Below are 24426 nucleotides of genomic sequence, written 5' to 3' on the forward strand. Positions count from 1 at the left end.
GTACCAGTTGAAAACGGCCCCCCGACCGGGTGGTCGGGGGGCCGCAGCCGGGGCCGGCGGGCGCGCTAGCTGCCGGTGAGGCCGCGCACCTTGTTGTAGATGTCCAGGACCGCCAGGCACAGCGGCACCAGGGACAGCAGGACCAGGCCGTCGAAGATGTCGAAGATCCGGCCCCAGAAGGGGGTGACGCCCTTGCGCGGGACGATCAGTCCGACGCCGACCAGGAGGGCGGCGCCCACCGCGATGCTGCTGGAGAACCAGACGGTGCGGATATTGAGCGGACCGGAGTCCTGGTACTGCATGAGGTCGACGAAGATGTCCGTCGGCGGGTGCAGCGTGATGCCCAGGATCAGCAGGACGATCGTCAGGATGCCGGCGATGGTCAGGCAGGCGACCTGCGCGGTGTAGTCGAAGAGCCGGGCGCGGAGCATGATCGTGATGCCGGCGGTCAGGGCGAGCAGCTGGGCCCACATGTTGTCGGAGAAGCCGAGGACGACACCGGCCGAGCCGACGACCAGGGCGGAGCAGCCGGCGACGAGGCCGAGCAGCAGCTCGTGACCGCGCTTGGCCTGGTTGCCGATCTTGACGAAGTCGACGGACTCGGTCTCGCCGCCGCCCTCGAAGGAGCCCTTGGCGATCTGGTCGGGCGACTTGTAGCCGATGGGCAGGCGGGCGAAGCGGGCGGAGAGGCCGGGCAGCCAGGCGACCATGGCGATGGCGACGACGGCGGTGACCGCGGCGACCTCGCGGGGCGCGGCGTCGGTGAGGATCGCGGCGAAGACCGCGAGGGTGCCGATGGCGGAGAGGAAGGCGGCCGCGACGAAGGGGGCGTCACCGCGCGGCAGCAGCACCACCAGGAGGACCGAGGCGATCAGTACGGTCACGCAGCCGACGAGGAGGTGCAGCCGTCCGGGGCCGGCGCCGGGGTCGACCGGGAAGATGCCGGAGCCGGCGATCAGCAGGTGCGGCAGCGAGGCCAGGCCCAGCGCGATGGAGGAGCCGTGGTCGTCGTAGACCCGGGCGCGGACACCGGCCAGCGCGACCAGGACGATGCCGACGACGCCGGCGATGATGCCGGGCAGGCGGTGCATGTCGCGGTCGACGGGGTTGGAGAACCACAGGGCGAACGCCATCATCACGAGCAGCAGCACGCCGGCGGTCAGACCGACGAGATGCATGAGGTCGTCGCTCCAGCGGCTGCGGTTGCGCTTGACCGCGGAGGCGACGGCGTCGGACACGTCGTCGAAGACGGGGAGCGGCAGCGACTCGGCGAACGGCTTCAGCAGGAGCAGGTCGCCGTCGAGGATCTGCTGCTGGGCGAGTGACTGTCCGGCGTCGAGAACCGTGCCGTCGCGGCGTACGAGGTGATAGCCGGTCGGTGCGCCCTCGGCCTGGGACTGCCCGGAGAGCCGCAGGATCTCCGGGTAAATGTCGACCAGCGCGACGTCCTCCGGCAGAGCCACGTCGATCCGTGCGTCCGGCGCGGCGACTGTGACCCGGCAAAAGCCGGTGCCAGTGCTCGTGCTCACCTGGCGGTTCCCCCTATCCGTTGGGCGTTTTGTCGCGTCGCGCGCCCTATATATAGAGCCGTCTCTGCGGGGCTGCGGCACGCTCGCGAGGCGTCAGCGTACCGTCCAATTCAGCGACGGCCCCACCCACCCCGAGACTTGACGCTTAACAGTAGGATCAACGCCTGGTTCGGGCCAAGGACTTGGCTCGGGGGGACCGTCGAATCCAACGGGGGCGGTCCGAGACTGCGAGATGCATGAAGGACTGATGCCTCGGTGAGCGTTGTCATCGTCAAGCGCCCGCCCCGCGCGCTGCCACCCGAAGTTCCCTCGGAGGAGGTGACACTCGAGGCGCCGCCGGAGCTGCCGCGTGAAGGCGAATCAGAGAACATGCTGATGACGCTGATGCCCATGATGGGTATGGCGTCATCTGCCGGATTCCTGTTCATGGGCAATCAGCCGTTCATGAAAATCATGGGCGGCTTTATGGTGGCGTCCACCCTGGCAATGGCGATCGTTCAGATCGTCAAGGCTCGCCAAGGCCCTTCCGGACAAATGGTTCAGGAGCGTCAGGATTACCTCAAGTACCTTACGCAGAAGCGAAAAGAGGTACGACGCACCGCACGGAAACAGCGCGATGCCCAGCTTTACACCCACCCCGATCCGAGCCAGTTGTGGTCGATCGTGGCCGAGGGCAAACGCGTATGGGAACGCCGGGGCTCCGACCCCGACTTCGGGCAGGTACGTCTCGGGCTCGGGCCGCAGCAGCTGGCCACCCCGCTGCGGGCCCCGGAGACCGCTCCGGTCGACGAGCTGGAGCCGCTCACCGCGCACGCGATGAAGGAATTCCTCGACAAGCACGGCCAGTTGGACAACCTGCCGCTCGCGGTGTCGCTGCGCGCCTTCTACCACCTGACCGTTTCCGGTGACCCGGACACCGTCTACGGCGCCTCGCGCGCCGTCCTCGCCCAGCTGTGCACCCTGCACTCCCCCGAGGACCTGGTCGTGGCGGTCGTCGCCGCGCCGGGCGCGCAGGCGGAGTGGGAGTGGACGAAGTGGCTGCCGCACGTGCAGGACAAGACGACGGACGGAGCGGGCAGCCGCCGGCTGGTCGTCGGTGACCTCGGCGAGATCGAGGAACTGCTGGCCGACGAGCTGGACGGCCGCGGGCGGTTCAACCCGCAGGGCACTCCGGTGACCGACACCCCGCACGTGGTGATCGTGCTCGACGGCGGCGAGGTGCCGATGGACTCGGTGATCGCCGGGGCCGAGGGCCTGCAGGGCGTCACCATCCTCGAGGTCGTCCCGGGCGATCTGGACGAGATCCGCGGCGGCCTGGCCGTCCAGGTGTGGCCGGGCAAGCTGGTGCTGGAGTCGGCCAGCGGCGCGGTCTACCACGGTGTGTGCGACACCCTGTCGATCGCCGAGTCGGAGTCGCTGGCCCGTCAGCTCGCGCCGCTGCGGGCGGGTACCGGTGCGGACGGCGAGGAACCGCTGCTGTCCGCCCTGGACTTCACCGACCTGCTCAACATCGGCGACGCCGGTGCGCTGGACGTGTCCCGCACCTGGCGGCCCCGGACGCTGTCCGAGCGGCTGCGCGTCCCGATCGGCGTCGACCGCGACGGCCAGCCCGTCATGCTGGACATCAAGGAAGCGTCGCAGCAGGGCATGGGCCCGCACGGCCTGTGCGTGGGTGCGACCGGTTCCGGTAAGTCCGAGGTGCTGCGCACCCTGGTCCTCGCGCTCGCGGTCACCCACTCCTCCGAGACGCTCAACTTCATCCTCGCGGACTTCAAGGGTGGCGCCACCTTCACCGGCATGTCGGAGATGCCGCACGTCGCGGCGGTCATCACCAACCTCGGTGAGGACGTCACGCTGATCGACCGCATGCGCGACTCGATCACCGGTGAGCTCCAGCGCCGTCAGGAGCTGCTGCGCTCCGCGGGCAACTACGCGAACATCACCGACTACGAGAAGGCGCGTGCCGCGGGTGCCCCGCTGGACCCGCTGCCGTCGCTGGTGATGATCATCGACGAGTTCTCCGAGCTGCTCGCCGCCAAGCCCGACTTCATCGAGATGTTCATCCAGATCGGCCGGATCGGCCGTTCGATGGGTGTGCACATGCTGCTCGCCTCGCAGCGCCTGGAAGAGGGCAAGCTGCGCGGTCTGGACACCTTCCTGTCCTACCGGCTCGGCCTGCGGACGTTCTCGGCGGCCGAGTCGCGCACCGCGATCGGTGTGCCGGACGCCTACCACCTGCCGAACGTCCCCGGTTCCGGCATCCTCAAGTACGACACCGAGACGATGGTGCAGTTCAAGGCCGCGTACGTGTCCGGTACCTATCGCGGTCCGGGCGGCGGCGGCCGGGGCGGCAGCGGCGGCCGGGCGATGCGGATGCCGGTGCCGTTCACCGCGGCCCCGGTCGTCGAGCAGATCATCGAGGAGCCCGTCGCCGTCGAGGCGACCGAGCCCGAGATCGACGACGCGCTCGCCGACACCGTGCTGGACGTGATGGTCCAGCGCATGCAGGGCCAGGGCCCGCCGGCCCACCAGGTGTGGCTGCCCCCGCTGGAGGAGGCGCCGACCGTCAACCAGCTGCTGCCGACGCTGGCGGTCACGCCCGAGCGGGGCGTGCACGCGCCGGAGTACACCGCGCTCGGCAAGCTCGTGGTGCCGGTCGCGCTGGTGGACAAGCCGTTCGAGCAGCGGCGTGACGTGATGTACCTGGACTTCTCCGCCGGTGCCGGTCACGGCCTCGTCGTCGGTGGTCCGCAGTCCGGCAAGTCCACCCTGATCCGCTCCGCCATCGCGGCGTTCGCGCTCACCCACACCCCGGCCGAGGTGCAGTTCTACTGCCTCGACTTCGGCGGCGGCGGCATGCTGACGATGGAGGACCTGCCGCACGTCGGCGGGGTCGCCTCGCGTCTGGACGCGGAGAAGGTCCGCCGTACGGTCGCCGAGGTCGTCGGCATCCTCAACCAGCGCGAGGAGTTCTTCCGGGCCAACAACATCGACTCGATCGCGACCTACCGCCAGCGGCGGGCCGCGGGCGCCTTCCCCGACGAGAAGTGGGGCGACGTCTTCCTGATCATCGATGGCTGGGGAACCTTCAAGACCGACTACGAGCAGCTCGACCCGGTGATCCTGGACATCGCCGCGCGGGGTCTCGGTTTCGGTGTCCACCTGATCCTCGGCGCCGCCCGCTACACCGAGGTCCGGCCCGCGCTGCGCGACCAGCTCCTCAACCGCGTCGAGCTGCGCCTGGGTGACCCGATGGAGTCGGAGTTCGACCGCAAGCGCGCGGAGAACGTCCCGATGGGCAAGCCGGGCCGTGGTCTGTCCCCCGAGAAGCTCGACTTCCTCTCGGCGCTGCCGCGCCTGGACGGGATGAGCGACCCGGAGACGATCAGCGACGGCATCGCGAACCTGGTGTCGACGGTCAAGGAGCACTGGCAGGGCGAGCCCGCCCCCAAGGTGCGGATGCTGCCGACGATGCTGCACGTCAACGAGCTGCCCAAGGGCAGCGACTACCCGGAGCACGGCATCGCGATCGGTGTCGACGAGACCACGCTGTCCCCGGCGTTCATCGACTTCGAGACCGACCCGCTGCTGGTCATCTACGGCGAGAGCGAGTCGGGCAAGTCGTCGCTGCTGCGCCTGCTGACCAAGCAGATCGCCGAGCGGTACCCGTCCGACAAGGCGCTGATGGTGGTCTCCGACTACCGCCGCGCGCTGCTCGGCGAGGTCCCGGAGAGCCACCTGTACAAGTACTGCGCCGCGGGCCCGCAGCTGCAGGAGGTCATCAGCGGGCTGGCCGGTTCGCTGGGCCGCCGGATGCCCGGGCCGGACGTCACGCCGGAGCAGCTGCGCAACCGCAGCTGGTACGACCTGCCGGACGCGTTCGTGATCGTGGACGACTACGACCTGGTGGCGACCAGCAGCGGCAACCCGCTGCAGCCGCTGCTGGAGTACCTGCCGTTCGCCCGTGACCTGGGTCTGCGCCTGATCATCGCGCGCAGCTCCTCGGGCGCCGGACGGTCGTCCTTCGAGCCCGTGATGCAGCGTACGAAGGAGCTCGGTGCGCAGGGTCTGATCCTGTCCGCCGACCCGGCGGAGGGCCCGCTGATGGGCAACATCAAGGGCCAGCAGCTCACGCCCGGCCGGGCCACGTTCATCACCCGCAAGCGTGGTGCGCAGCTGGTCCAGACGGGCTGGCTGCCGGCGCACGGCCAGTAACGGGCCACACAGGAAACGGCGGTGGGGCGTCCCTCTCAGGAGGGGCGCCCCACCGCCGTTTCTCCGTGCGCGCCGGGGCCGGCGGCGCGGCCGGCCGGTCAGCCGGTCAGCCGAAGGCGCCGTGCCGGCGGGTGTCGGGGGTGGCCGGGTCGGCGGACTGCTCCGCCGACTCCCCCGCCTCCGCCGGCTTTCCCGCCTCTGCCGGCTTCCCCGCCTTCGCGGGCTGCTCCGCCGTGGCCTTCGGGTCCCGCTCGTCGCCCGGTCCCGCCTCCGGACCGGCCGGCTGGGTCCGTACGCCCTTGGCGATGCCCTCGCCGCCGCGCGTCGCGGTCGCGCCGCTCTGCCCCGGCCCGAAGGGGTCCGGGCCCTGCGCGGCCGTCGAGGTCTCCCACGTGTGCCGTACGACCGGCACGGAGCTCTGGCCGCCGCCCCGCCCGCCGCGCTTGCCGAACGCGCCGCCCAGGCCGTTGGCGAGCTGGCCGAGCGCCATGAAGCCGTAGGCGACCTCGGGGCCGGAGGAGGACTGCCCGCCGTTCGCGGAGTTGTTCACCGGCGGGGCGCCGTGGTCCTCGTCATTGTGGTCGTCGGGGGGCGCGGCCGCGGCGGTCTCCAGATCCGCGGCGGCCAGTTCGAACGCCGGCAGCGAGTCGTCGACGGACCGCTTGAGGCGGTGCCAGTCCGCGGCGAACGCCTCGCCCGCCGGGCCCTGCCAGTTGGCCGCCGCGGCGGTGCCGACATGCCGGTCCAGCTCGCGGACCATGCCGTCCAGGTGCTTGCCCATCTCCCGCCAGCCGGCCGCCGCTTCGTGCAGTGCCTCGGGATTGCGTCGCTCGCTCACTTGACGCTCCGCATCATCTCGACCAGCTCGTCCTCGGCCGCCTGCGTGGTGCCGGCGGTCTCCTTGAGGCCGCTGCCGACCTCGGCGAGCCGCTGCTGCAGCTGGACGAGGGCGTGCTCGGCCTGCTCGTACAGCTCACGGAACGGCCGGGCGGCCTCCTGGCTGCCGAAACCGTCCCGCAGCGCCTCGGCATCCGCCCGCCGTCTGAATGCGGCCAGCTGCCGGCTCAGTTCTTCCGCGCGTATCTCGAAGGTCGCACCGAGCTTGTGCAACTCCTCCGTACTGAGCCGGACTTCGTCGGACATCATTTCTCCCCGAATTGAATGACAGCTACCTGCCAACATCGCCTCAGGTCTAGCACACCCGCAATAGGCCCGATGCCCTCCGTCGAGCGGCCGGCGGACGGACCACGGAATGCATACGGAGCAATTTGCGGCATTACCGACAACCCCCGCCTTGACGACCCGTTCACACCCGTCATTACACTCAGGACGCCGGTGCCGCACACGCGGTTGCTGTGCCATGACGTTCTAGGGGGCAGAGATGAGCAACGAGCGGCAGATCCAGGACGAGGACCTGATGGACGTCGCCCAGGATCAGGAGCAGGCGCACCGGCTGCGCAAGGCACTGAAGGTCCTGGCGGACAACCCCAATGTCGGCGGCAAGCTCCAGGAGATGGCCCAGGAGGTGCTCTCCGGCCGCATCGGCATGAAGGACGCCATCCAGACGCCCGGCTACATGGACGCCATCGGCGACCGGCTCAACGAGATGCGGCGGGCCGCGGAGGACCAGACCATGGCCGAGCGCGAGGAGTCCCGCGAGAAGTTCGCGGCCTGGCAGAAGGAGCAGGAAGCCAAGGAGGACGCCGAGCGCGCCGAGCGCGACGGTCCGACCGGCAACATCGTCACTGCTCCGCGTCGCGGCGGCGGGCGCGGCCACCGGGGCTGACCCGGTCTTCGCGGTTCCGCCGCCCCACCGCCCCTCGGCGTCCGCGCCCGGCTCTTCGAAGCGCCGCGGTTTCCCGGTTTTACCGGTTTTCCGGATTTTTGGGTTGCTCGGGGCTGCTCGATTTCCGGGCCACTCGGCTTCCGCGGTTTTCTCCTGACGTCCGCCGGCGGCCCCCGTGCGGCTGCCGGCGCCCGTAGTCGTCAGCCGCGCGGCACCCGTCGGAGATCGATACGGATCAACGGGGCGATACGATCACTCCGTCGATACGAGTGAGGGTCAATTCGGTCGATAAGGAAGACGAGCTGTCCGGCATTCGGAGAATGCGGACAGATCCGCTTCCTTTCCACACAAGTGATCTCGATTTCTCCACAACGGGCCACAGGAACAGGCACAACAGCACGCACCGGGACCACCGTCGCCACGCTCGTCCCACGAGCCGGGCGACCACCCCCCACACCCGCCCCGGCCTGCGTGTTCCAGTTCCGGTACAGCCGACCCCGTGCCGACCCCGGCATGCGGCCCGGATCATAGGATCGAGCCGGTACACGCAGGAATCCACGAAGGTGGAGGGCGGGATTGATGGGGGACGAGGAAGCCATGAGCGCCGCAGCTGGAGGAAACGCCCGAGCGGCCGGATACGCACCGCATCCGTACGTCGGCGGCCGCGCCGCCGCACTGCGCGCACTGGCGGCCTGGCGCATGCGGTGGCCCGGCGCCCCGCGGGTCATCGTGCTCACCGGAAACCCGGGCAGCGGGCGCTCGCGCCTGCTCACCGGCTTCCTGATGATGTGCGATCCCGAGTACCGCAAGCAGCTGCCGCTGGACGATCTCGACCCGGCGACCGTGCCCCCGGATCTGCCGGCACCCGCGGTGCCGAGTCCGGCCGGGCGCACCGCGGCGCAGCTGCTGTGGCTGCTCGCCGATCACTTCGAGCTGGCGGCCGGCCGCGACGAGGACGTCTTCACCGAACTCGCCGCTCGTGAAGAGCCGGTGACGGTCGTGGTGCCCGACGTCGACGAGGCCGGTCCGGTACGTGCCGCCGGGGAGGCGGCCCGCGTCGTGCGGGAGGTGCTCACGCCGCTCGCGGCCACCGAAACGGTTCAGCTGCTCGCCGACGTGTCGCGCGAGCTGGCCGCTGAACTGGCCGGGGCGCTGCCCGCCGGCGAGGTCAAGGTCATCGATCTGGACGCGCCCGAGTGGGCCGACCCCAAGGGCCTGGTGCTGCACGCCGAAACCGCGCTCGACGCCGCCGCCGGGGCGCCGGAGCTCCCGTACACCACCGACCCGGCGGCCCGCCGGGCGCTCGCCGAGGCGCTGGCCGCGCGCGCCGCGGGCAGCCGGCTGACGGTCCAACTCGCCGTGCAGTCAGTGCTCATGCAGCCCGAGGGCTTCGATCCGGCGGACGCCTCGCAGCTGCCCACGAGCGTCGGCGAGGCGCTCGACCTGCACGCCCGCCGGCTGGGCGCCGATCCGCAGACCCTCCGCCTGATACTGGCGCCGCTCGCGTTCGCCGAGGGCGAGGGGCTCCCGGTCCAGCTGCTGGGGACGCTGGCGAGCGCCGTCGCCGGGCGCGACATGAGCCAGGACCTCGCCGACGGCATGCTGCTGGCGGCCCCGTTCGTCCAGCCGGTGGAGTCGTCGTCCGATGACGACGAGGACGGGACCGGGGAGGGCGCGGAGGCCGCCGCCGGTGACGGCCGCACGCTGCTGCGCCTGATGCACCCCGCCCTCGCCGAGGAGATCCGCTCCGGTCTCCCCGACGTCCGGGACGCCCAGACCAGGATCGCCATGGCGCTGCTGGAGGCGGTGCCGCAGCAGGACTGGGCGCAGGCCGATCCCTACATCCGCGACCACCTCGCGGCGCACACCCTCGAAGCCGGTCTGCTGCCCCAACTCCTCACCGACCCGGGCCTGTTCGCCCACGCCGATCCGGTGACGCTGCGGGCCGCGATCGAGGCCGTACCCCTGGAGCAGCTGGGCGCACCGGCCCGTACGTATCTGCGCACCGCTCCGCTGCTCACCCGGTCCCAGGCGCCGGCGACCCTGCGGGCGGCCTTCCTGGAGTCCGCGTTCGTCGAGGACGGGCTGGCGCCGTACGCGGAGGCGCTGCACACGCGCGGCTTCCGCCTCCCCTGGCGGACGCTGTGGAGCGTGCCGCTGGCCGGTGTCCGCGCGGTCACGACCGGATCGGTGGCCGTGACCGGCGAGGACGGCACGGCAACGTCCCGTCCCGTCGCCGCGTTCCTCGTCCCGGAGGGCACTCCCGGCTCCCGTACGCTGCCGGACGGCGCGTCGGCACCACAGGACGGGGCCGCGTCCGCGGACGGAACGGCCGCCGAGGAGGGCGCCGTGAACGGGGAGGGCGAGGCGCCCGCGGGTGGCCGTACGGCCCTCCTCCTCCACGACCTGCGCGCCCCCGAGTACGTCGACGCCGACCCCGCGCAGGTCGTGCAGCCCTCGGAGGAGGACCGGGCGGCGGCGCCCCTCGGCTTCAGCCGCGGCGCCGACTATCTGCGGGTCTGGGCACGCACCGACCGGAGGATGGTGGCCGCGCTGGTCTCCGACTCCCCGGTCACCGGCGTCGATCTCTCGCCGGACGGGGTGCTGGTCGTCGCCACCGAACGCGGTGTGACCGCCCGTCAGATCCTCGTGTCCGCGCCCGCCGCCCCCTCCGTGCCGGCCCAGCGCACCGGCACCGCTGACGCCGACGCTTCCCACGGCCTCGAAGGAGACCACTCGTGATCACCCAGGCGCAGGCACACGCCACCGCCGCCCGCTGGCTCAACCCGGAAGGGCATCAGGGCCCGCCGCGTGAGGTGGCCATGCAGGAGTTCGACCTCGGCTGGGTGGTGTGGGCCGTACCGCCGCCCCCGGAGGTCGACCCGGAGACCGGGCAGCGCCGCCCGCCCGCCGAGATCGGCACCGCGTGCGGTGTCGTGGACCGGGCCTCGGGCGAGCTGACGGTCTGGCCGTCCGTACCGGTCGACGAGGTCGTGCGGATGTACCAGCAGAAGCACGGCGGCGGGGCGCCCGCGGCGCCGGCAGAGCCGGCCCGGCCGCCGGTCACCGGTCCCGGCAACACGGCCGTGGCGACCTACGACGACCCGGCGACCGGCGAGGAGACCAACCTCGTCAAGGTCTCCGCCCCCGGCCGGCCGCCCGTCGAGTACCAGCTCCACGACGAGCTGCGGCGGCTGGGCGTCGACCCGGCGGGCGTCCGCGCCTTCCACACCGACCTGCGGCCGGCCCTGCTGCCCGGCGGCTACCCCGGCGACTTCGTCCTCCGCGCGTTCCCCAACGCCGCGTTCTCCTGCACCGAGGGCTACGGCATGCGGCCCGAGGAGCGCGCCGAGGGCGTCGCCGGGCTGCTGCGGCACGTCGAGATGATGCACCGGATGGCGGGTCAGCAGCCGCCGCCGCAGCCGCACCGGCTGCCGGTGCCGGACCGTGTCGAGGCCGCGCCGCAGCTGCGTGACGTGGCGCTCGGCAAGCACCTCGTCGAGGTCTTCGGCCCGGAGGGCGTACGCCGTCCCGACGCCGACGACCTGGTCGCGACCCAGCTGCCCGAGGCCACCAGGAACACCATGGTCTGGGGCGGACTGCCGGCCACCGTCCCGTACTTCTTCACCTCGGACCGTCCCGACAGCCCGCCGCCCGGTGGGATGTTCACGGACATGGCGACCCATCTGCGCGAGGCCGGCACCCGCGCCGAAGAGCAGACGCTGGAAACCCTCGCCGGGTACGTCCGCCTGGGCACGGACGGCCTCTACGCCGTCGCCGTCCAGTGCACCGCCCCGGAGAACAACCAGAACCTGGTCGGCACCGTCTGGGCCGTGCAGCCCTCCTCGGGCGGCGGCCGCTTCGTCAACCGCACCCTCTCCGCCTACCTGCGCTCGCTCGCCCTGCTGGCCACCACGCGCCGGCAGATGGAGGGCATGGACCCGTACGCGGCCGGAACCGCGGTCGCCGCCTTCCAGGAAGAGATCGCCGCGATCGACTCCTGGGCACTGGACGACACCGGCAACTGGTGGTCCCTGGTGATCGAGCAGATGTGGCACGGCTTGTTCTGACGCGTGCCGCGGGCGGCCCTCGTCGCAGGAGAGGGCCGCCGGTGGGGACTTGGGCTTTCGGTGCCCGGTGTATCGGGCTTGCGGGCCCGGGCCTGGTCCTTCGGGCTGGAGCGGGCCTCAGGGCAACAGCAGCCAGTCCGAGGCCAGCGCGGCCGCGAGACCGATGCCGAGCAACCAGGTGCCGAGCCGGGTGCGTCCGTGCCGACTGAGCTCGATCACCACACCGCAGAGCACCAGCGCCGCGCCGTACACCCCGACCACGAGCACCGACGTACGCGACGCCAGGCGCACCACGAGCACCACCGCCATCGCGGCCATCAGCACCGAGGCCAGGACGATACGTATCCGCCGGGCCTGACGAGGAGTCAGTCCCACCCGGTTCGGAGTTTCCTCCTCCAGCTCGTCAAGCTCCTCGAACTCGCCTGCCGCGTCGCCCTCTTCGCCCCTCAGACGTTCGCCGTGCTCGCCGCGCTTGTCACGTTCATCGCGCTCGTCGTGCTTTTCACGTTCCTCGTGCTCGTCACGTTCATCGTGCTCGTCACGTTCGTCTTGCTCATCGTGCGGCGCGCGACCGTCGCCCTCTTCACGATCACCGTGCACGTCACGCTCTTCATTGCCGGGTTCACCCATGAGCGCGAATGCTACGGGACGGATGATCGTCCACGCGCCCCGCTTCCCTCCCGGAGACGGAAACCCGCCCACCGGGCTCACCAGCGGCAATTCGACAGTTGGCCACCGCACTCCCCTCCCCCGTCAACAGATCACCCCCACCCGTACGACCTTTTCCGGCAGCCTCCCGGTTGACGCCGGCCGTACCGGCCTCGGACCTCACCACCGCCGAAACACCGGCCCGCGGCTCTCCCTCCACCCCACACCCACCTCCGCCCCCGAACCCATTCATTGACCTGCAGCGAACCAATATTTAACCTGCACTTTCGGAAGCGCCCGAGGGCGTCGACACCACTCAACGATCCGCCCGGCCTCCCACAAGTTTCACCAATGCCGCCAAAGCCACAGGCTGGTCAATTCCTCAGAATCCCAACGGCATTGAAGCACCCGGATACCCACATATCCTCCACACCCTCGCCTTGACATGCCTGTGTTCAGATCGCCTAATCTGGGACCGCTAGAATCGCGCCAGGAATCAACGCGGCACGGCCGAAAAACGGGGGCAACGGTGGCAGGCAAGGCATTTGACGTCGATCCGGATGTGCTGCGCACGCAGGGCGACGCGTTCGTCCACATCGGCAGCGATTTCTCCAAGGCTTCGAAGAAGCTGCAGGACGACCTCAAAGGTCTCGGCAGCCCCTGGGAAAACTGCGACTTCGGCGACATCTTCGAAACGATCTACACGCCCATCAGGGATGGAATGTTCGAGTCGATGGACTCGCTGGGTGAGCGCCTCGAAGGCATTGGCGACAAGCTCCAGACCATGGCCGGCACATACGCCGACTCGGACCAGCAGGGCATTCACACCATCAGCGCGGTCGGCCGTCCGGCCATCTGACACGACGTCCCGCCGCACCTACCGTCGGCCCGGTGGCCCGAGCCCCACCCCGCCGCATTCTCCGCCCTGATTCCCGCCCGCACCTCTCCATTTCACTCAGCAATCGGCTACAACTGCACGGGGGACGATCACTGTGTCATTGACGCTGCCAAGCGAGGTAGCCTGGGTCCTGGACCTGCTCGGCTACAACTGGCCGGACGCCGACGAGGACAAGCTCCACGAATGCGCCCAGGTCTGGCGCAACTTCGCCGAGTCGGTGAATCAGGCGTCGTCCTCCGGCTCCTCGGCAGCCAATGAAGTCGTCTCCGCCAACTCCGGCGAAGCGATCGAAGGCTTCACGAATGAGTGGGGCACTTTCTCCGGCGGCGGGGGCAGCGGAGACAACTACCTCCGGGACGCCGCGGCCGCGGCCGAAGTCATCGCCGTCGCATTCGACGCAGCCGCCATCGCCGTTCTCGCCGGCAAGATCGCGGTCATTGTCCAGCTCGTGATGCTGGCCGCGGAACTCATCGCCGCACAGGCCGCCGCGCCGTTCACCCTGGGCCTTTCCGAACTCGGCGCCGCGGGTGCCACGCAGGCGACCCGGCTGCTCGTCCGCCAGATCCTCGACAAGATCAAACGCGAGGTCATGGAGGCGGCCACCAAGGCCATGGAGCACGCCACCATGGACGCCATCAAGAAGATGGCGAAGAAGGCCGTTTCCAAGGAAGCCCGCAAGCTGGCCGCCGACTACGTCAAGAAGACGGTGAAGGAAACCGTCAAGGACAAGGTCGTCGACCAGGCGAAGGAAATCGCCAAAGACAAGATCATCGAAGAGGGCAAGAACAAGGCCAAAGAGGCCGCCACGGAGATGGGCCAGAACGTCGCCCAGCAGGGCATCGAAAGCCACTTCGGCGCCCGCGACGGAATTGACTGGGGCGAGACCGCGGACATCGCCAAGGACAAGGCCGGCGAATACGTGGACGGCATCAAGGAAGGCGCCCAGGAATACAAGGACGGCGTCACCAGCCTCGCCAACCCCAGCACCTACGTCGACCACGCCAAGAACGACCTGCAGAACCGCGGCCTCGACGCGGCCCAACGCCACGTCGACCGCCGCACCGGCGGCGCCGCCACCCGCCACCAGGACGTCACCGACGAGGTCCGCTCGGTCTTCGGCTGACCCGAACCCGTACGCCCGCAACGCCTGATGCCCTTGGTCCTCGTGGAACCCGTCCACGAAGGCCAAGGGCATCAGGCTTTCTTGAGGCCGTGACAACAACAAGGCGCGGGGCCACAGTCATGGACTGCGACCCCGCGCCTCGCCAACGACTGGGAAGTTCTCAGCGCCCCGGAGGCTGAGTGGGCGGAGCCGGCGGGTACGCGCCCGGTCCCCCCGGCTGCGGGTAGGTGCCGAACTGCTGCTGCGCGGGAACTGCCCCGCCGCCACCCGGGCCACCGTAGCCAGGGCCACCCGGAGGCGGACCATTACGGCGCTTCTTGCCGGCCACGATCACAGCGATGACGATCCCCAGCACGACGATCACGCCGAGACCGATACCGACAAGCACCAGCGGGCTCAGGCCGCTCTTCTCATCACCACTGCTCGCCGAAGGGTTCTGCCCCGGCGCATTCGCACCGGCACCGGCCGAAGGCTCGGTGTCCTTCGGCATGATGAGCGGACCGTTCTTCGGACCGGCGGGGATGTTCTCCGACAGGGCCCGGTACGGACGAATCACGCCGTAACCGTACTTGGGGTCAGGGGACTTGATGCCCGTCTTGCCGTCCGGAGTGATCGCGGTCTTCGTCAGACGGTTCGCGACCTGGCCGGCGGTGAGGTTCGGAAACTTCGAACGCACGAGGGCCGCGGCGGCGGAGACGTAGGCGGTGGCGTCGGAGGTTCCGTTGGCCTGCCGGTACTTCGTAGCGGAGCCTGTGCCGGCGGAGTAGATCTTCTCGCCAGGCGCGATCAGGCGAATGTGCGGACCGTAGTTCGACTCGCCCAGGACATTCCCATCCTTGGCGACTGCTCCGACCGCCAACACACCAGGCTCGACGGCGGGATACTGGGGTTGACTGCTGCCGTCATTACCAGAAGAAGCGACCAGCAGGACATCATGCTTTACGGCATAGGCGATGGCGCTTTTTTCTGACTCATTGAGTTTATAGGGGCCAGCAAAGGACATATTGATCACCTTTGCGCCGTGATCAACCGCGTATCGAATGGGGCCGTCGATGTTGTTCGCATTCCCACCGATCGATACATTCCTCTTGATCGGCAGGATCTTCGCATCCGGCGCAAGCCCCATGATGCCGTCAGCGTGGTTAGGGCCATGCCCATGGGCCGCGATCAACGCAGACATCGCCGTGCCATGATCATCTTCAGATTCGTGATCTGCCGTACCGCCGCCCTCGGCAAAGCTCTTCCCCGGGAGCACATTGCCCTTGAGGTCGATATGATCTCCGTTGACTCCCGAATCAATGACAGCCACGATGACGTTCTTGCCGGTCGACTCTTTCCACACCTTTTGCGGGTTGAAGGCGTCAAGCGCCCACTGTCCGTCCCTGATGTAGTCCGCCGAAGCGGTCGGCGCGGCGGTGAAGAGCAGCGCTCCTGCCACCGCTACGCCACCTACCGCACGCAGCGTCCGCGTGAAGCTCATGCTGTAAGACCTCTCCTCAACAGGTTGCGGCCCGCAGCCCGAAGGCTGCGGGCCCAACTCGTTTCCGCCGCTGTCACACCCGCAGGCTAGCTACTCAATCACCTTCGGGGCCACATTGCGCTCAGGAGTCCAGGTCTCCTCGTCCTCGACGAGGTAGTCCGGCCGCTCGCCGTTCTGGCCCTTGTTGTCCTTGCCCTTGGCGCCGTGCGCACCGTGCGCGCCGGGCATCCCCGCCGGACGACGGCTGCTCCCGGACGCCGCGGCACCCGACTGAGCGCCACCACGACTCCGGTGCAGACCCGATCCGCCCTGCGAGCCACCGGCTCCCTTGCCTCCGCCAGCGCCACCGATGAGGCCGCCCTTCTGGCGCGCGAGGCCACCACCGCGACCCGCCGCACCGCCCGCGCCCTTGGCACCGCCCTTGGCACCAGCCGCACCGGCGCCGCCCATACCGGGCATGCCGGGACGGCCGGCACCACGACCGGCTGCACCAGCACCGGCGGCACCAGCAGTACCACCCGTACGACCGCCAACGGTCCCACCGGCTCGGCCACCGGCAGACCCGCCGCCGCGGCCACCGGACATACCACCGGTTCCGATGCCGCCCGGCACGCCGACGCCACCACCGATGCCGCCGCCACCGCCACCGCTCAGGCCACCGGTACCGCCGCCTCCACCGATGCCACCAGGGACGCCGACACCGCCGCCGGTGCCACCGCCGCCGCCAACACCCTGCGGCGGGGTGAAGCTGTCAAGCCCCGTGCCTACGCTGGGTGTGAAGGGAGCACCCTTGCCCGGCATCGTGTTGCCGATGCCGCCGCTGATCCCAGGCGTCTTGAGGCCATCGTTCGAGAAGCCCGGCCCCTGTCCCATGGGCTTCAGCGAGCCCTTCGACATTCCCTTGGGCCTGGTGACGCTTGCCGGCAGAGGGTAGTGAACCGGCGGAATACCCGGGTTGTCCGGCGGGGGAATGTCGTTCGGGTCGTCGGCGTTGGGAGACGTCGGCTTGCCGATCGCTTTCGCGTTGGTTCGGTAAGCAGCCCCCAGGTACTCCATGGTGGCCGCAGCCTTCAGCTGCGTCTCCTTCTGCGCTGACAGGTCGTCCTCGTTGTCCTCGACAACCTGAGTCGCGCTCTTGCCGCTGGCAAGCTGAGCGTCAGCGTTCTTGTCCTGGCGGTCGATGTGGTCCGTGAACCAGTCCCAGGCACGGTCGCCCCAGTCAGGCATCTCCATGCCGTCGAGGTGCTGCTTGTAAGCGCTCAGGGCCTCGTGCGCGCGGCCCATGCCTTCGCTCACGTTCTTGGCGTACAGAGCACCGTTCGCGATGTTCTGGCTGATCTTCTTGGCTCGCTCGCGAAATGCCTTCGCTGCGTCGCCCTCCCAGTGCTGCAAGACCTCGTCGATTGCCTTGTCGAAGTACGCACGGATGCCACCGCCGTTGTCGACCACCATCGAGTTGTGTACCTGTTCCCAGGCGTGGGCGACGCCGGCGACCGTCTCCGGCTTCGCATCGGCCACCATGGCCTTCAGCGAGGTGAAGTCGATCTTGTAGAACTTCGTGGTGTTCTCGATGGCATAGCACTTGTCCTGTGGTGCGTACTTATTGTCCGCGTAGCTACCCACGCCCCTGCCCCCTCTTCCTCTGCGAGCTCATGGCCGTCGTTCAGGAGTACTTGTTCTGCGATGAGGTCTGACCCTTGTTCATCGCATTGCTCGTGCTCTGCTCCTGGTCCTGATAGGCGCCATGAGTCCTCGAAGTCTTCTTCTGCAGATCATCGATCAGGTGCTCAAGCTTGGCCAGAACCTGATTCTCGATGAAGGTCTTCATGTCGGAGTGCGTCTGCCGGAGCTCGCCCTCTTCCTCGAAGCCCTTGCCCAAGGACCCCTCCGGCAGGTGCGTCCCGCTCTTGGCCTTGCCGGAAGTGCTCTGCATGTCCTTGAGGACGTTGTTGAGCTTCTTGACGACCTCGTCGAGTCTGTCGAGATCGACGCGGTAGGAATCGTTAGCCATGGTTGGTCTCCCCGTGTTTTGCTATGCGTTCTTCCGTCGCCAGTCACGGAGTGCGACGGAACAGCCGACCACCGTGCCGACGGCGAGAAGGCCGCCGGCAACAATGTAGATGGAGATCCGGGCACGTCGGTCCTCGGCGCTTTCACCGAAACTGACGGCGACCGGGTGGATGTTGGAGCCGTCGGCCACGCTCGAGGGCCGGTCCGGCTTGGGCGGGCCGGTGGGCGTGGTGTCGTCGTTGAGGGCGGCCACCGGGTCGACGACGCCCCAGCCGATGAAGTCGTCCCGGCCCCGCTTCACGCGTTCCGCCGTCTGCTCCAGGTGCCAGATCAGCTGCTGCGGCTTCCAGTTCGGGTGCTTGGCCTTCAGGAGGGCCGCGGCGCCGGCCGCGTACGGGGCGGCGAAGCTGGTGCCCTGGTCGACGCAGTTGCCGCCGTCGGGGACCGTGGAGACCATCTCGACGCCGGGGGCGGCGATGTTCACGAACTTGCCGGACTGCGAGAAGGGCGCCCGCTCGTTGTTGCGGTCCGAGGCCGCCACCGCGAGGACGTTGGGGTAGTCCTCGGAGTACGCGGCGGGGAACATGTTCTTCTCGCCGCCGTCGGCGCCGCCGTTTCCGGCGGAGGCCACGATGAGGACGTCCTTCCGGGCGGCGTTCTGGATCGCGGTCTCAAGGGGGCCGAGAAGAGAACGCGGGGCGGCCGTGCCCTGGGAGATGTTGATGATGTCGACGCCCAGGGAAACGGCCTTGTTGATGGCCGTCGCCAGCGTTTTGGAATCGCCGGCCTTTTCCTGCGAGGTCTGCTGGAACGGAATGACCGTGGCCTTGGGCGCGAGTCCGTAGAAGCCGGAACCGGCTATCGGCCGCGCGGCGATGATGCCCGCCACTTTGGTGCCGTGGCCGACCTTGTCGTCGGTGGCCTTTCCGTCCTTCACCAGAGACGCGCCCCCGTTGCCGATCGCGTCCGTGAGCTGCTTGTTGCCCGCGTCGATACCGGTGTCGATGACGGCGACCTTGATGCCCTGGCCCATTTTCTTGTTGGCCCAGAGCTGGCTGGTCAGGAGGCGCTGCAGCGACCAGGGGGTCTCTTTGATGTTGTCGGTGCCGAATTTGCACTCGCCGCTCTGCAACGGCACGTTCTCATCCGCGACCGCCGGTGCGGCCGCGACGCCCGACAGGCCGACAATGCACGCCGTCGTAACCAGCGCGCCCGCCGCTCGGCGACGGTGCCCGGTTCGAAGACCAATGGCGCGAGATCCCACGGGTTGTCTGCTCTCCATGTGTGGCGGAAGGGAGGGGAACGAGGGGTGAGAGGGTGAGAAGTCCAGGGGGTTCAGGTCTGCGGGGTGCGGACGGCAGAAGGGCGAGCGCACTGATGCAGCGCGCTCGCCCTCATTGACCACTGTGCGAGCCGTGGGGGCTGCTCAGCCGATCGCCATCCGTACTGTGCTGAGGCTGGTCAGCCGCCCCAGATACCGGCGTTCTTGTGCTCGGTGGACTGGTAGTTCTGAGCGGCGGTGTCCAGAGCCTTGGCGATGGCCTCCAGCGTCGAGTGCAGGGAGGCAGCGCGCTGGTCCCACTCGCGCTGGCGGGCCTGGTAGCCCTCCTGCGCCGCGCCTTCCCAGCTGGCGGCGATCTTCTTCACGCCCGCCTCGAGGTCGTCGAGCTGCTGGCGGATGTTGTTGGCCGTACCGCGCACGTCGGAGCTGGCCTGCTGGATCGTCGCAAAATTAACGAGGATCTGGCCTGACATGGTGTCTCCTCAGGAGTTGATGCTGCTGGTCGAGTCGCAAGCCGCAACGGGCCGGCTCCGAGGGCCGGCTCTCGTGCGGCGCATGGCCGTGCGTCGCGGTCAGCGACGCGGCCACATCATCCGAACGGGGAAGCCGAGGCGGAGATGTGCGAGATCGACTGCGCCTGCTCCTCTTCGGAGGCGGAGTAGTTCTTCGTGGTCTCGTCGATCGCTTCCTTGATCTCACCCAGAAGCTGGTTGAGACGGTTGGCGTCCTCGTTCACCTGCGACTGCAGCTGGTTGTACGAGGAGGCCGCAGCACCCTTCCACCCGGAGGTGATGGTGTCGACGACCGTGTTCAGGCGGGAGATCTCACCCTGGATCGACTGGTTGACCGAGGCGATCTTGCCGCTGAACGCGACCATCTCCTCCTCGGTGGTTGTGTACTGCTGACCAGCCATAGTCAACGTCCCCCATGAGACTTGTACGTTGTCCCGCGCGGTGCCGGCTAGCCGGCTTGCGTGGTCGGCATCTCCTGCTGACGCCTTCGCCCACTTTAACCACTCCACACGCCTGTTCCCAACAGGGGGTGGGCTGTTGTGACGGGATCACAACATTGTCAACTCCCCGTTGGGGAAACGGTGTTCAGGGAATTCGGGCAGATGTGGTGCTATCGGTCAGAATTAGAAAAGTGACCGCGGCCGGAATAGCCCGTCGCGATCACTCGTGAGATCACGGACGTGATAACGCGGGAGGCCGCGCCGACCGTCCCGGGGACGATCGGCGCGGCCTCGTCACCCAAAGCCGGCCGGCGCGGCCCGTCGGCTCAGGAAGCCTGCGGCTTCTTGGCGCTCTGGGCGTCCAGCGAGGGCCCCGCGGAGAGCAGTTCGGACCACGCCTTCAGGACCAGGGGCGGGTGCGCGCCCTTGTAGCCGAGACGCAGCTGCGACTGCCCCTGCTCCTGGTCCGCCTTGCCCGCCTTGTCGGCGCCGTCGTTGTTCTCGGGGATCGAGTAGCGCAGGCCGGTGTCGGTCACCAGGAAGAGGCTGCCGGAGGTCGCGGCAGCCGTACTCACCTGCCGGTAGAGCAGACCGCTGCCGGGGGTGACGTACGCGGTCGCCCCCGGGGCGATCTTGGCCGGGTAGTCCTTGCCGACCCAGGTGCCCATGTCCGGCACGCCGTTGGGGAAGCCGAGCTTGTCGGCGCCCGGGTACTTGGTGCTGGTGCCGTTGTAGACGCTGCAGGAGACGCCGTTGTTCGTGGGGGTGGTGAGCCCGCCGGTCTGGGAGCCGCTCTTGAAGTCGTTCGCGGCGCTGATGTCCTCGGTGGGCCAGGGCAGGTCGATGCCCTGGAACTTCCCCCAGAACGAGATCGGGTGGTTGGCCTCGTCAGGCTTGGGGTGGAGCCGGCCCGTGGCGATCGGCTCGGGCTTCAGCTCCTTGCCGTCGGACTGCAGCACCCCCGCGTTCGGCGGCCCCTGGGCGAGCAGGTTGGCGACGAAGTTGGAGACCAGCTCGACGCCGTCCTTCATCACGACGTACTTCTGGCCGTCGCTGTCCTGGAGCAGCGAGCCGACCTTCTTGGCCGCGTCCGGGACCTCGGTGCTCGTGGTCGTGGAGCCGACGCCGGGCACCACCGGCATGGTGAGCGGGATGGGGCTCTTGATGAGGGTGTTCATGAACTGGTCGGTCACCTTCTGGGGCTCGGCCGAGCCGAAGATGATGCGCCGCAGCGTGTCGTCCCCGGCCTGCTTGCCCTGCGGCGACTTCCAGCCGCCGAACGAGGAGTCGAAGGCGAAGGCCATGCCGTTGTGGTCGACCAGCCAGCGCTTGCCCTGCTCGTCCTCGACGTAGAGCGCGTGGTGGAAGTCGAGCTTGCCCTTGGTGGTGTCGTTGACGAGCTGCTTGTCCTTGCCGTCGAGGACGAACACGGACTGCTGGGGCTTGCTGTTCTCGCCGCTGCCGGGTCGGTTGCAGACCGCCCAGACCTTCGGCTTGTCCGCGGTCTTCGCGTTGGGCAGCCGGTCGGGCGCGTACGGAATGCCGACGGCAGGCCCGTGCGGAAGCTTGCCGTCCAGTTCGGATTCCTTGACCTTGAGGACGTTGAACTTGTCGGGGTCGAGGAGAAGTCGGGCCGAGGCGAGATTCAGGACCGGGTGCAGCAGCTTTTGCTTGTGCCCGTCCGAGTCGGTGTTGGGCAGAACGACATAACGCGTGGTGGATTCATCGCCGACGAGAACATTCGCCCCGACCGTGTCCCACCCCTGCGGCGCAACGGGCTTGATAATGCCGCAGGCGCCGAATCCGACGAGGATCAGCACGCCCACGACGATGCTCGGCACCACCGCCTTGAGCGGCTTGGGCGCGCTCTCGATCGAACCGTTCGGCAGCGGCTTCAGAAATGCCGCATTCGTACGCTTTCGAGCGAACGAATACGCATTCAGCTCGTCCCGACGTGATGCCATTGTTGCTTTCTCTCCCCGCCTGTTGGATCCACAGCGAACCGCCCCCGGCACTCACGCCGTAGCGCCCTCTACTATGCCGTGTGTCGATCGACCCGTACGGTACGGGTGCCACCTTCCAACGCACCAGTCTCAGCGGCGGCCGATACGCCTAGAGGCCCACATCACCAGTAGAGGAGCAGGCCGGGGGATGTCCAGCGCCACCAGGGCTCGACGCCGCAATGGGCGGCAACAGCAGCAACAGCCTTCTGCTGCACCGCAATATGCGGGAAACGCTGACCAAAACGGTACAGCTGCGGGCAATAGAGGAAATGGCGGCCGGAGTTCTTCGGGTCGTCCGGCCGGTCCGGTGGCACCGCGGCTGCGCCAACAGGCGGGAACGATCGGCGGGGTGCGCGTCCAGCAGCTGGCCATCATCGAACTCGCCGCCGCGCTGGTGCTGGTGGGCTGGTCCATCCACCCCGCCGCGTTGACCGCGGCAATCGTCGTGGCGGCCGTACTGGTCGTCTTCGCGCTCGGCCGCCGGCGCCGGATTCCGCTTCCGGAATGGATCACGACCGTGCGCGCGATGAAGCGCCGCGGCAAGGACAGCTCTGCCGCGCTGGCCGCCACGCAGGGCGTCGACCCGGCCTTCGCGCCCGTCGTGGAGTGCGAGCCGGCACTGCGGACTTACGAATACACGACCGAATCAGATCAGCGCGCCATTGGGTTTGTTGGCGACGGGACGTTCCTGACCGCCATTGTTCAGGTGGATGCCCGCGACGAACCGCTGCGCCCGCAGCGCGGCAGCCACATGCTGCCCCTCGACGTGCTGCACACCGCCCTCGACATCGAGGACATCCACCTCGAGTCGGTCCAGTTCGTGCAGTACACCCAGCCCGCGCCGGCGCCGCACCTGCCCGAACAGGCCGTCGCGGCCCGCTCGTACGCGCCGCTGCAGGCCCAGGAGCAGACCCCGGCCGTCCAGCTGACCTGGATCGCGCTCAAGCTCGACCCGGAGCTGTGCTCGGAGGCCATCGAGGCTCGCGGCGGCGGCATGGACGGCGCCCAGCGCTCCCTGCTGCGCGCCGCCGACCAGCTCGTCAGCCGGCTGACCGCACACGGTGTACGGGCCAGGGTGCTCGCCGAGCGCGAGGTCGTGGCCGCCATCGGCACCGCGGTCTGCGTCAGCCCGCGGGCCGCCAACGGCGCGATGGGACGCGACGGCCGGGCGGCCCGGCGCACCCAGGAGACGATCCGGGCGATGCGCTGCGACGACCGCTGGCACTCCACCTACTGGATCGGCCGGTGGCCGCAACTGGGTGAGGGTGGTGCGCCGTTGGCGGCCGTGACCCAGCTGCTGACCAGCACCAGGGCGATGGCCAGCACCTTCGCGCTGACCGCCACGCACGGCGGCGGCCGCGCCCCGGCCATCTCGGGCTACGTCCGCCTCTCCACCCGCAGCGAGAACGAACTCTCCGCCGCCCAGAGCGAGTTGGAGCGTCGTTCCGGTTCGGTGAAGGTCGGCCTCGTACGGCTCGACCGCGAACAGCTGCCCGGCCTGCTGGCCACGCTCCCCCTCGGAGGTACCCGCTGATGGCCTCGCCCTCCTATCAGCCCCGCGTCAACACCAGCGGCAACGGCTGGCGCAACCCCCCGCTGGCCACCCCCGGCGGTGGCGGCGGGCGCCGGCTCTCGCACCAGCCGCGCCCGGAGCAGGAGCAGTCGGGCCCGACCGGCCCCAGGCCCAGGCCCGGTTTCGGCCTGCGCGGTCCGCGGCGCAGCCCGCACGTGCTGACCGCCGAGTCGCTCGCCACGCTGACCCTGCCGGTCGGCGACGACGGCGTCATCATCGGGATCGACCCGCAGAACCACCCCGCCGTGCTGAGCGTGCTGCGGCCCGCTCCGCTGGAGATCGTGCTGGTCGGCAGCATGTGGATGGCACAGGTGCTGGCGCTGCGTACGGTCGCCACCGGTGCCCGGGTCGCGGTCGAGACCGCGCGCCCGCCGGCCTGGGCCCAGATGGCGCAGAACGCGGGCGGCGGGCAGCAGTGCGTGTCGGTGCACGACGTGCGTCAGATCGCGCCCCAGGGGCCGTCGGTTTCCAGCCCGGTGCTGGTCGTACGGGACATGGGCGCGCGGCCGCCGCGCAATCAGCTCGCCCCGAGCCCCTGGCAGTCGGTGCTGACCGTGCTGCCGTTCCTCGGGCCGCGGTCGCCGCAGATGCTCAGCCGGGCCGACCTCGTCGGACTGCAGCGGCTTTCGCCCGAGGAGGCGGAGGTTGTGACGCGAATCATGCGGCTGCCCGAGCAGGTCGGCGCGGTGCTGCCGACGCTCAGCGACAACGCCATGCTGTGGTGCCGTCGTGACGGCGGCCACCAGTTCGTCATGACCCAGCCCACGGAGGCGGAGACCAACCTGCTCGGCGGGCCGCGCCGTATGGACTGACCTGGCACTGCGGCAGGTTGGCCGCGGAGGGTGACCGCTCTCCCG

At 69.2% G+C, this 24426-nt stretch carries 20 protein-coding genes; 8 read left to right on the forward strand and 12 right to left on the reverse strand.

Annotation, left to right across the window (positions count from 1 at the left end):
* Window positions 1-65 precede the first annotated feature (65 nt).
* Window positions 66-1529, reverse strand: coding sequence for a type VII secretion integral membrane protein EccD (gene eccD / locus SL103_RS27440; RefSeq protein ID WP_069571601.1), 1464 nt, complete (start codon window positions 1527-1529; stop codon window positions 66-68).
* Between the two features lie 255 nt (window positions 1530-1784).
* Here eccD and eccCa point away from each other — a divergent pair, with 255 nt between their 5' ends.
* Window positions 1785-5744, forward strand: a complete 3960-nt coding sequence (gene eccCa, locus SL103_RS27445) for a type VII secretion protein EccCa (protein ID WP_069571602.1) — start codon at window positions 1785-1787, stop codon at window positions 5742-5744.
* A gap of 106 nt (window positions 5745-5850) precedes the next feature.
* On the opposite strand, the gene SL103_RS39320 is transcribed toward eccCa, so the two are convergent.
* Window positions 5851-6582: a WXG100 family type VII secretion target gene (locus SL103_RS39320; RefSeq protein WP_069571603.1), complete on the reverse strand. Its 732-nt coding sequence runs from the start codon at window positions 6580-6582 to the stop codon at window positions 5851-5853.
* A complete protein-coding gene (locus SL103_RS27455; protein WP_033269522.1) occupies window positions 6579-6887 on the reverse strand; it encodes a hypothetical protein in 309 nt (102 codons plus the stop codon). The genes SL103_RS39320 and SL103_RS27455 overlap by 4 nt, the downstream gene beginning before the upstream one ends.
* A gap of 238 nt (window positions 6888-7125) precedes the next feature.
* Between SL103_RS27455 and SL103_RS27460 the strand changes: the two genes are divergently transcribed.
* The 3 genes from SL103_RS27460 to SL103_RS27470 all read left to right on the forward strand — a co-directional run bounded on the left by SL103_RS27460 (window position 7126) and on the right by SL103_RS27470 (window position 11600).
* Window positions 7126-7530, forward strand: coding sequence for a hypothetical protein (locus tag SL103_RS27460; RefSeq protein ID WP_069571604.1), 405 nt, complete (start codon window positions 7126-7128; stop codon window positions 7528-7530).
* A 597-nt stretch (window positions 7531-8127) separates the two neighbouring features.
* Window positions 8128-10272, forward strand: a complete 2145-nt coding sequence (locus SL103_RS27465) for an ATP-binding protein (protein ID WP_244304059.1) — start codon at window positions 8128-8130, stop codon at window positions 10270-10272.
* Window positions 10269-11600: an SUKH-4 family immunity protein gene (locus tag SL103_RS27470; RefSeq protein ID WP_069571606.1), complete on the forward strand. Its 1332-nt coding sequence runs from the start codon at window positions 10269-10271 to the stop codon at window positions 11598-11600. The genes SL103_RS27465 and SL103_RS27470 overlap by 4 nt, the downstream gene beginning before the upstream one ends.
* A 117-nt stretch (window positions 11601-11717) precedes the next feature.
* On the opposite strand, the gene SL103_RS38985 is transcribed toward SL103_RS27470, so the two are convergent.
* The gene (locus SL103_RS38985) at window positions 11718-12230 is read right to left on the reverse strand and encodes a lysoplasmalogenase (protein WP_244304060.1); all 513 of its coding nucleotides are present in this window, start codon (window positions 12228-12230) and stop codon (window positions 11718-11720) included.
* A gap of 547 nt (window positions 12231-12777) precedes the next feature.
* Between SL103_RS38985 and SL103_RS27480 the strand changes: the two genes are divergently transcribed.
* Together SL103_RS27480 and SL103_RS39325 are read left to right on the forward strand one after the other, a co-directional pair.
* Entirely contained in the window at window positions 12778-13107 is a 330-nt protein-coding gene (locus tag SL103_RS27480) for a WXG100 family type VII secretion target (protein WP_069571607.1), read from the forward strand.
* Window positions 13108-13240: 133 nt separating this feature from the next.
* Window positions 13241-14269 (forward strand): PE-PGRS family protein, encoded by a 1029-nt coding sequence (locus SL103_RS39325; RefSeq protein ID WP_069571608.1) that lies wholly within the window; start codon window positions 13241-13243, stop codon window positions 14267-14269.
* Window positions 14270-14429: 160 nt separating this feature from the next.
* Here the strand turns inward: SL103_RS39325 and SL103_RS27490 are convergent, their stop codons facing one another.
* The 8 genes from SL103_RS27490 to SL103_RS38080 all read right to left on the reverse strand — a co-directional run bounded on the left by SL103_RS27490 (window position 14430) and on the right by SL103_RS38080 (window position 22310).
* Complete coding sequence (locus tag SL103_RS27490) at window positions 14430-15749, reverse strand: S8 family serine peptidase (protein ID WP_069571609.1); 1320 nt, start codon at window positions 15747-15749, stop codon at window positions 14430-14432.
* A gap of 90 nt (window positions 15750-15839) precedes the next feature.
* The gene (locus SL103_RS38420) at window positions 15840-17372 is read right to left on the reverse strand and encodes a hypothetical protein (RefSeq protein WP_069571610.1); all 1533 of its coding nucleotides are present in this window, start codon (window positions 17370-17372) and stop codon (window positions 15840-15842) included.
* Between the two features lie 40 nt (window positions 17373-17412).
* A complete protein-coding gene (locus SL103_RS27500; RefSeq protein WP_069571611.1) occupies window positions 17413-17760 on the reverse strand; it encodes a hypothetical protein in 348 nt (115 codons plus the stop codon).
* Between the two features lie 21 nt (window positions 17761-17781).
* Entirely contained in the window at window positions 17782-18897 is a 1116-nt protein-coding gene (gene mycP, locus SL103_RS27505) for a type VII secretion-associated serine protease mycosin (RefSeq protein WP_244304061.1), read from the reverse strand.
* A gap of 323 nt (window positions 18898-19220) precedes the next feature.
* Window positions 19221-19514 carry a WXG100 family type VII secretion target gene (locus SL103_RS27510; RefSeq protein WP_030414182.1) on the reverse strand — a complete coding sequence of 98 codons (294 nt, stop codon included), beginning with the start codon at window positions 19512-19514 and terminating at the stop codon, window positions 19221-19223.
* Window positions 19515-19630: 116 nt separating this feature from the next.
* On the reverse strand, window positions 19631-19954 hold the full coding sequence (locus tag SL103_RS27515) for a WXG100 family type VII secretion target (RefSeq protein WP_030414183.1): 324 nt from the start codon (window positions 19952-19954) through the stop codon (window positions 19631-19633).
* Between the two features lie 365 nt (window positions 19955-20319).
* On the reverse strand, window positions 20320-21957 hold the full coding sequence (locus tag SL103_RS27520; RefSeq protein WP_069571613.1) for a type VII secretion protein EccB: 1638 nt from the start codon (window positions 21955-21957) through the stop codon (window positions 20320-20322).
* A gap of 161 nt (window positions 21958-22118) precedes the next feature.
* Window positions 22119-22310 carry a hypothetical protein gene (locus tag SL103_RS38080; protein ID WP_164492734.1) on the reverse strand — a complete coding sequence of 64 codons (192 nt, stop codon included), beginning with the start codon at window positions 22308-22310 and terminating at the stop codon, window positions 22119-22121.
* On the opposite strand from SL103_RS38080, the gene eccE reads away from it, so the two are divergent.
* Both eccE and SL103_RS27530 read left to right on the forward strand, forming a co-directional pair.
* The gene (eccE, locus tag SL103_RS27525) at window positions 22304-23530 is read left to right on the forward strand and encodes a type VII secretion protein EccE (protein WP_069571614.1); all 1227 of its coding nucleotides are present in this window, start codon (window positions 22304-22306) and stop codon (window positions 23528-23530) included. The genes SL103_RS38080 and eccE overlap by 7 nt on opposite strands.
* A complete protein-coding gene (locus SL103_RS27530; RefSeq protein ID WP_069571615.1) occupies window positions 23530-24381 on the forward strand; it encodes a hypothetical protein in 852 nt (283 codons plus the stop codon). The genes eccE and SL103_RS27530 overlap by 1 nt, the downstream gene beginning before the upstream one ends.
* Window positions 24382-24426 lie beyond the last annotated feature (45 nt).

This window comes from Streptomyces lydicus (genome assembly GCF_001729485.1).
GTDB classification, from domain to species: domain Bacteria; phylum Actinomycetota; class Actinomycetes; order Streptomycetales; family Streptomycetaceae; genus Streptomyces; species Streptomyces lydicus_D.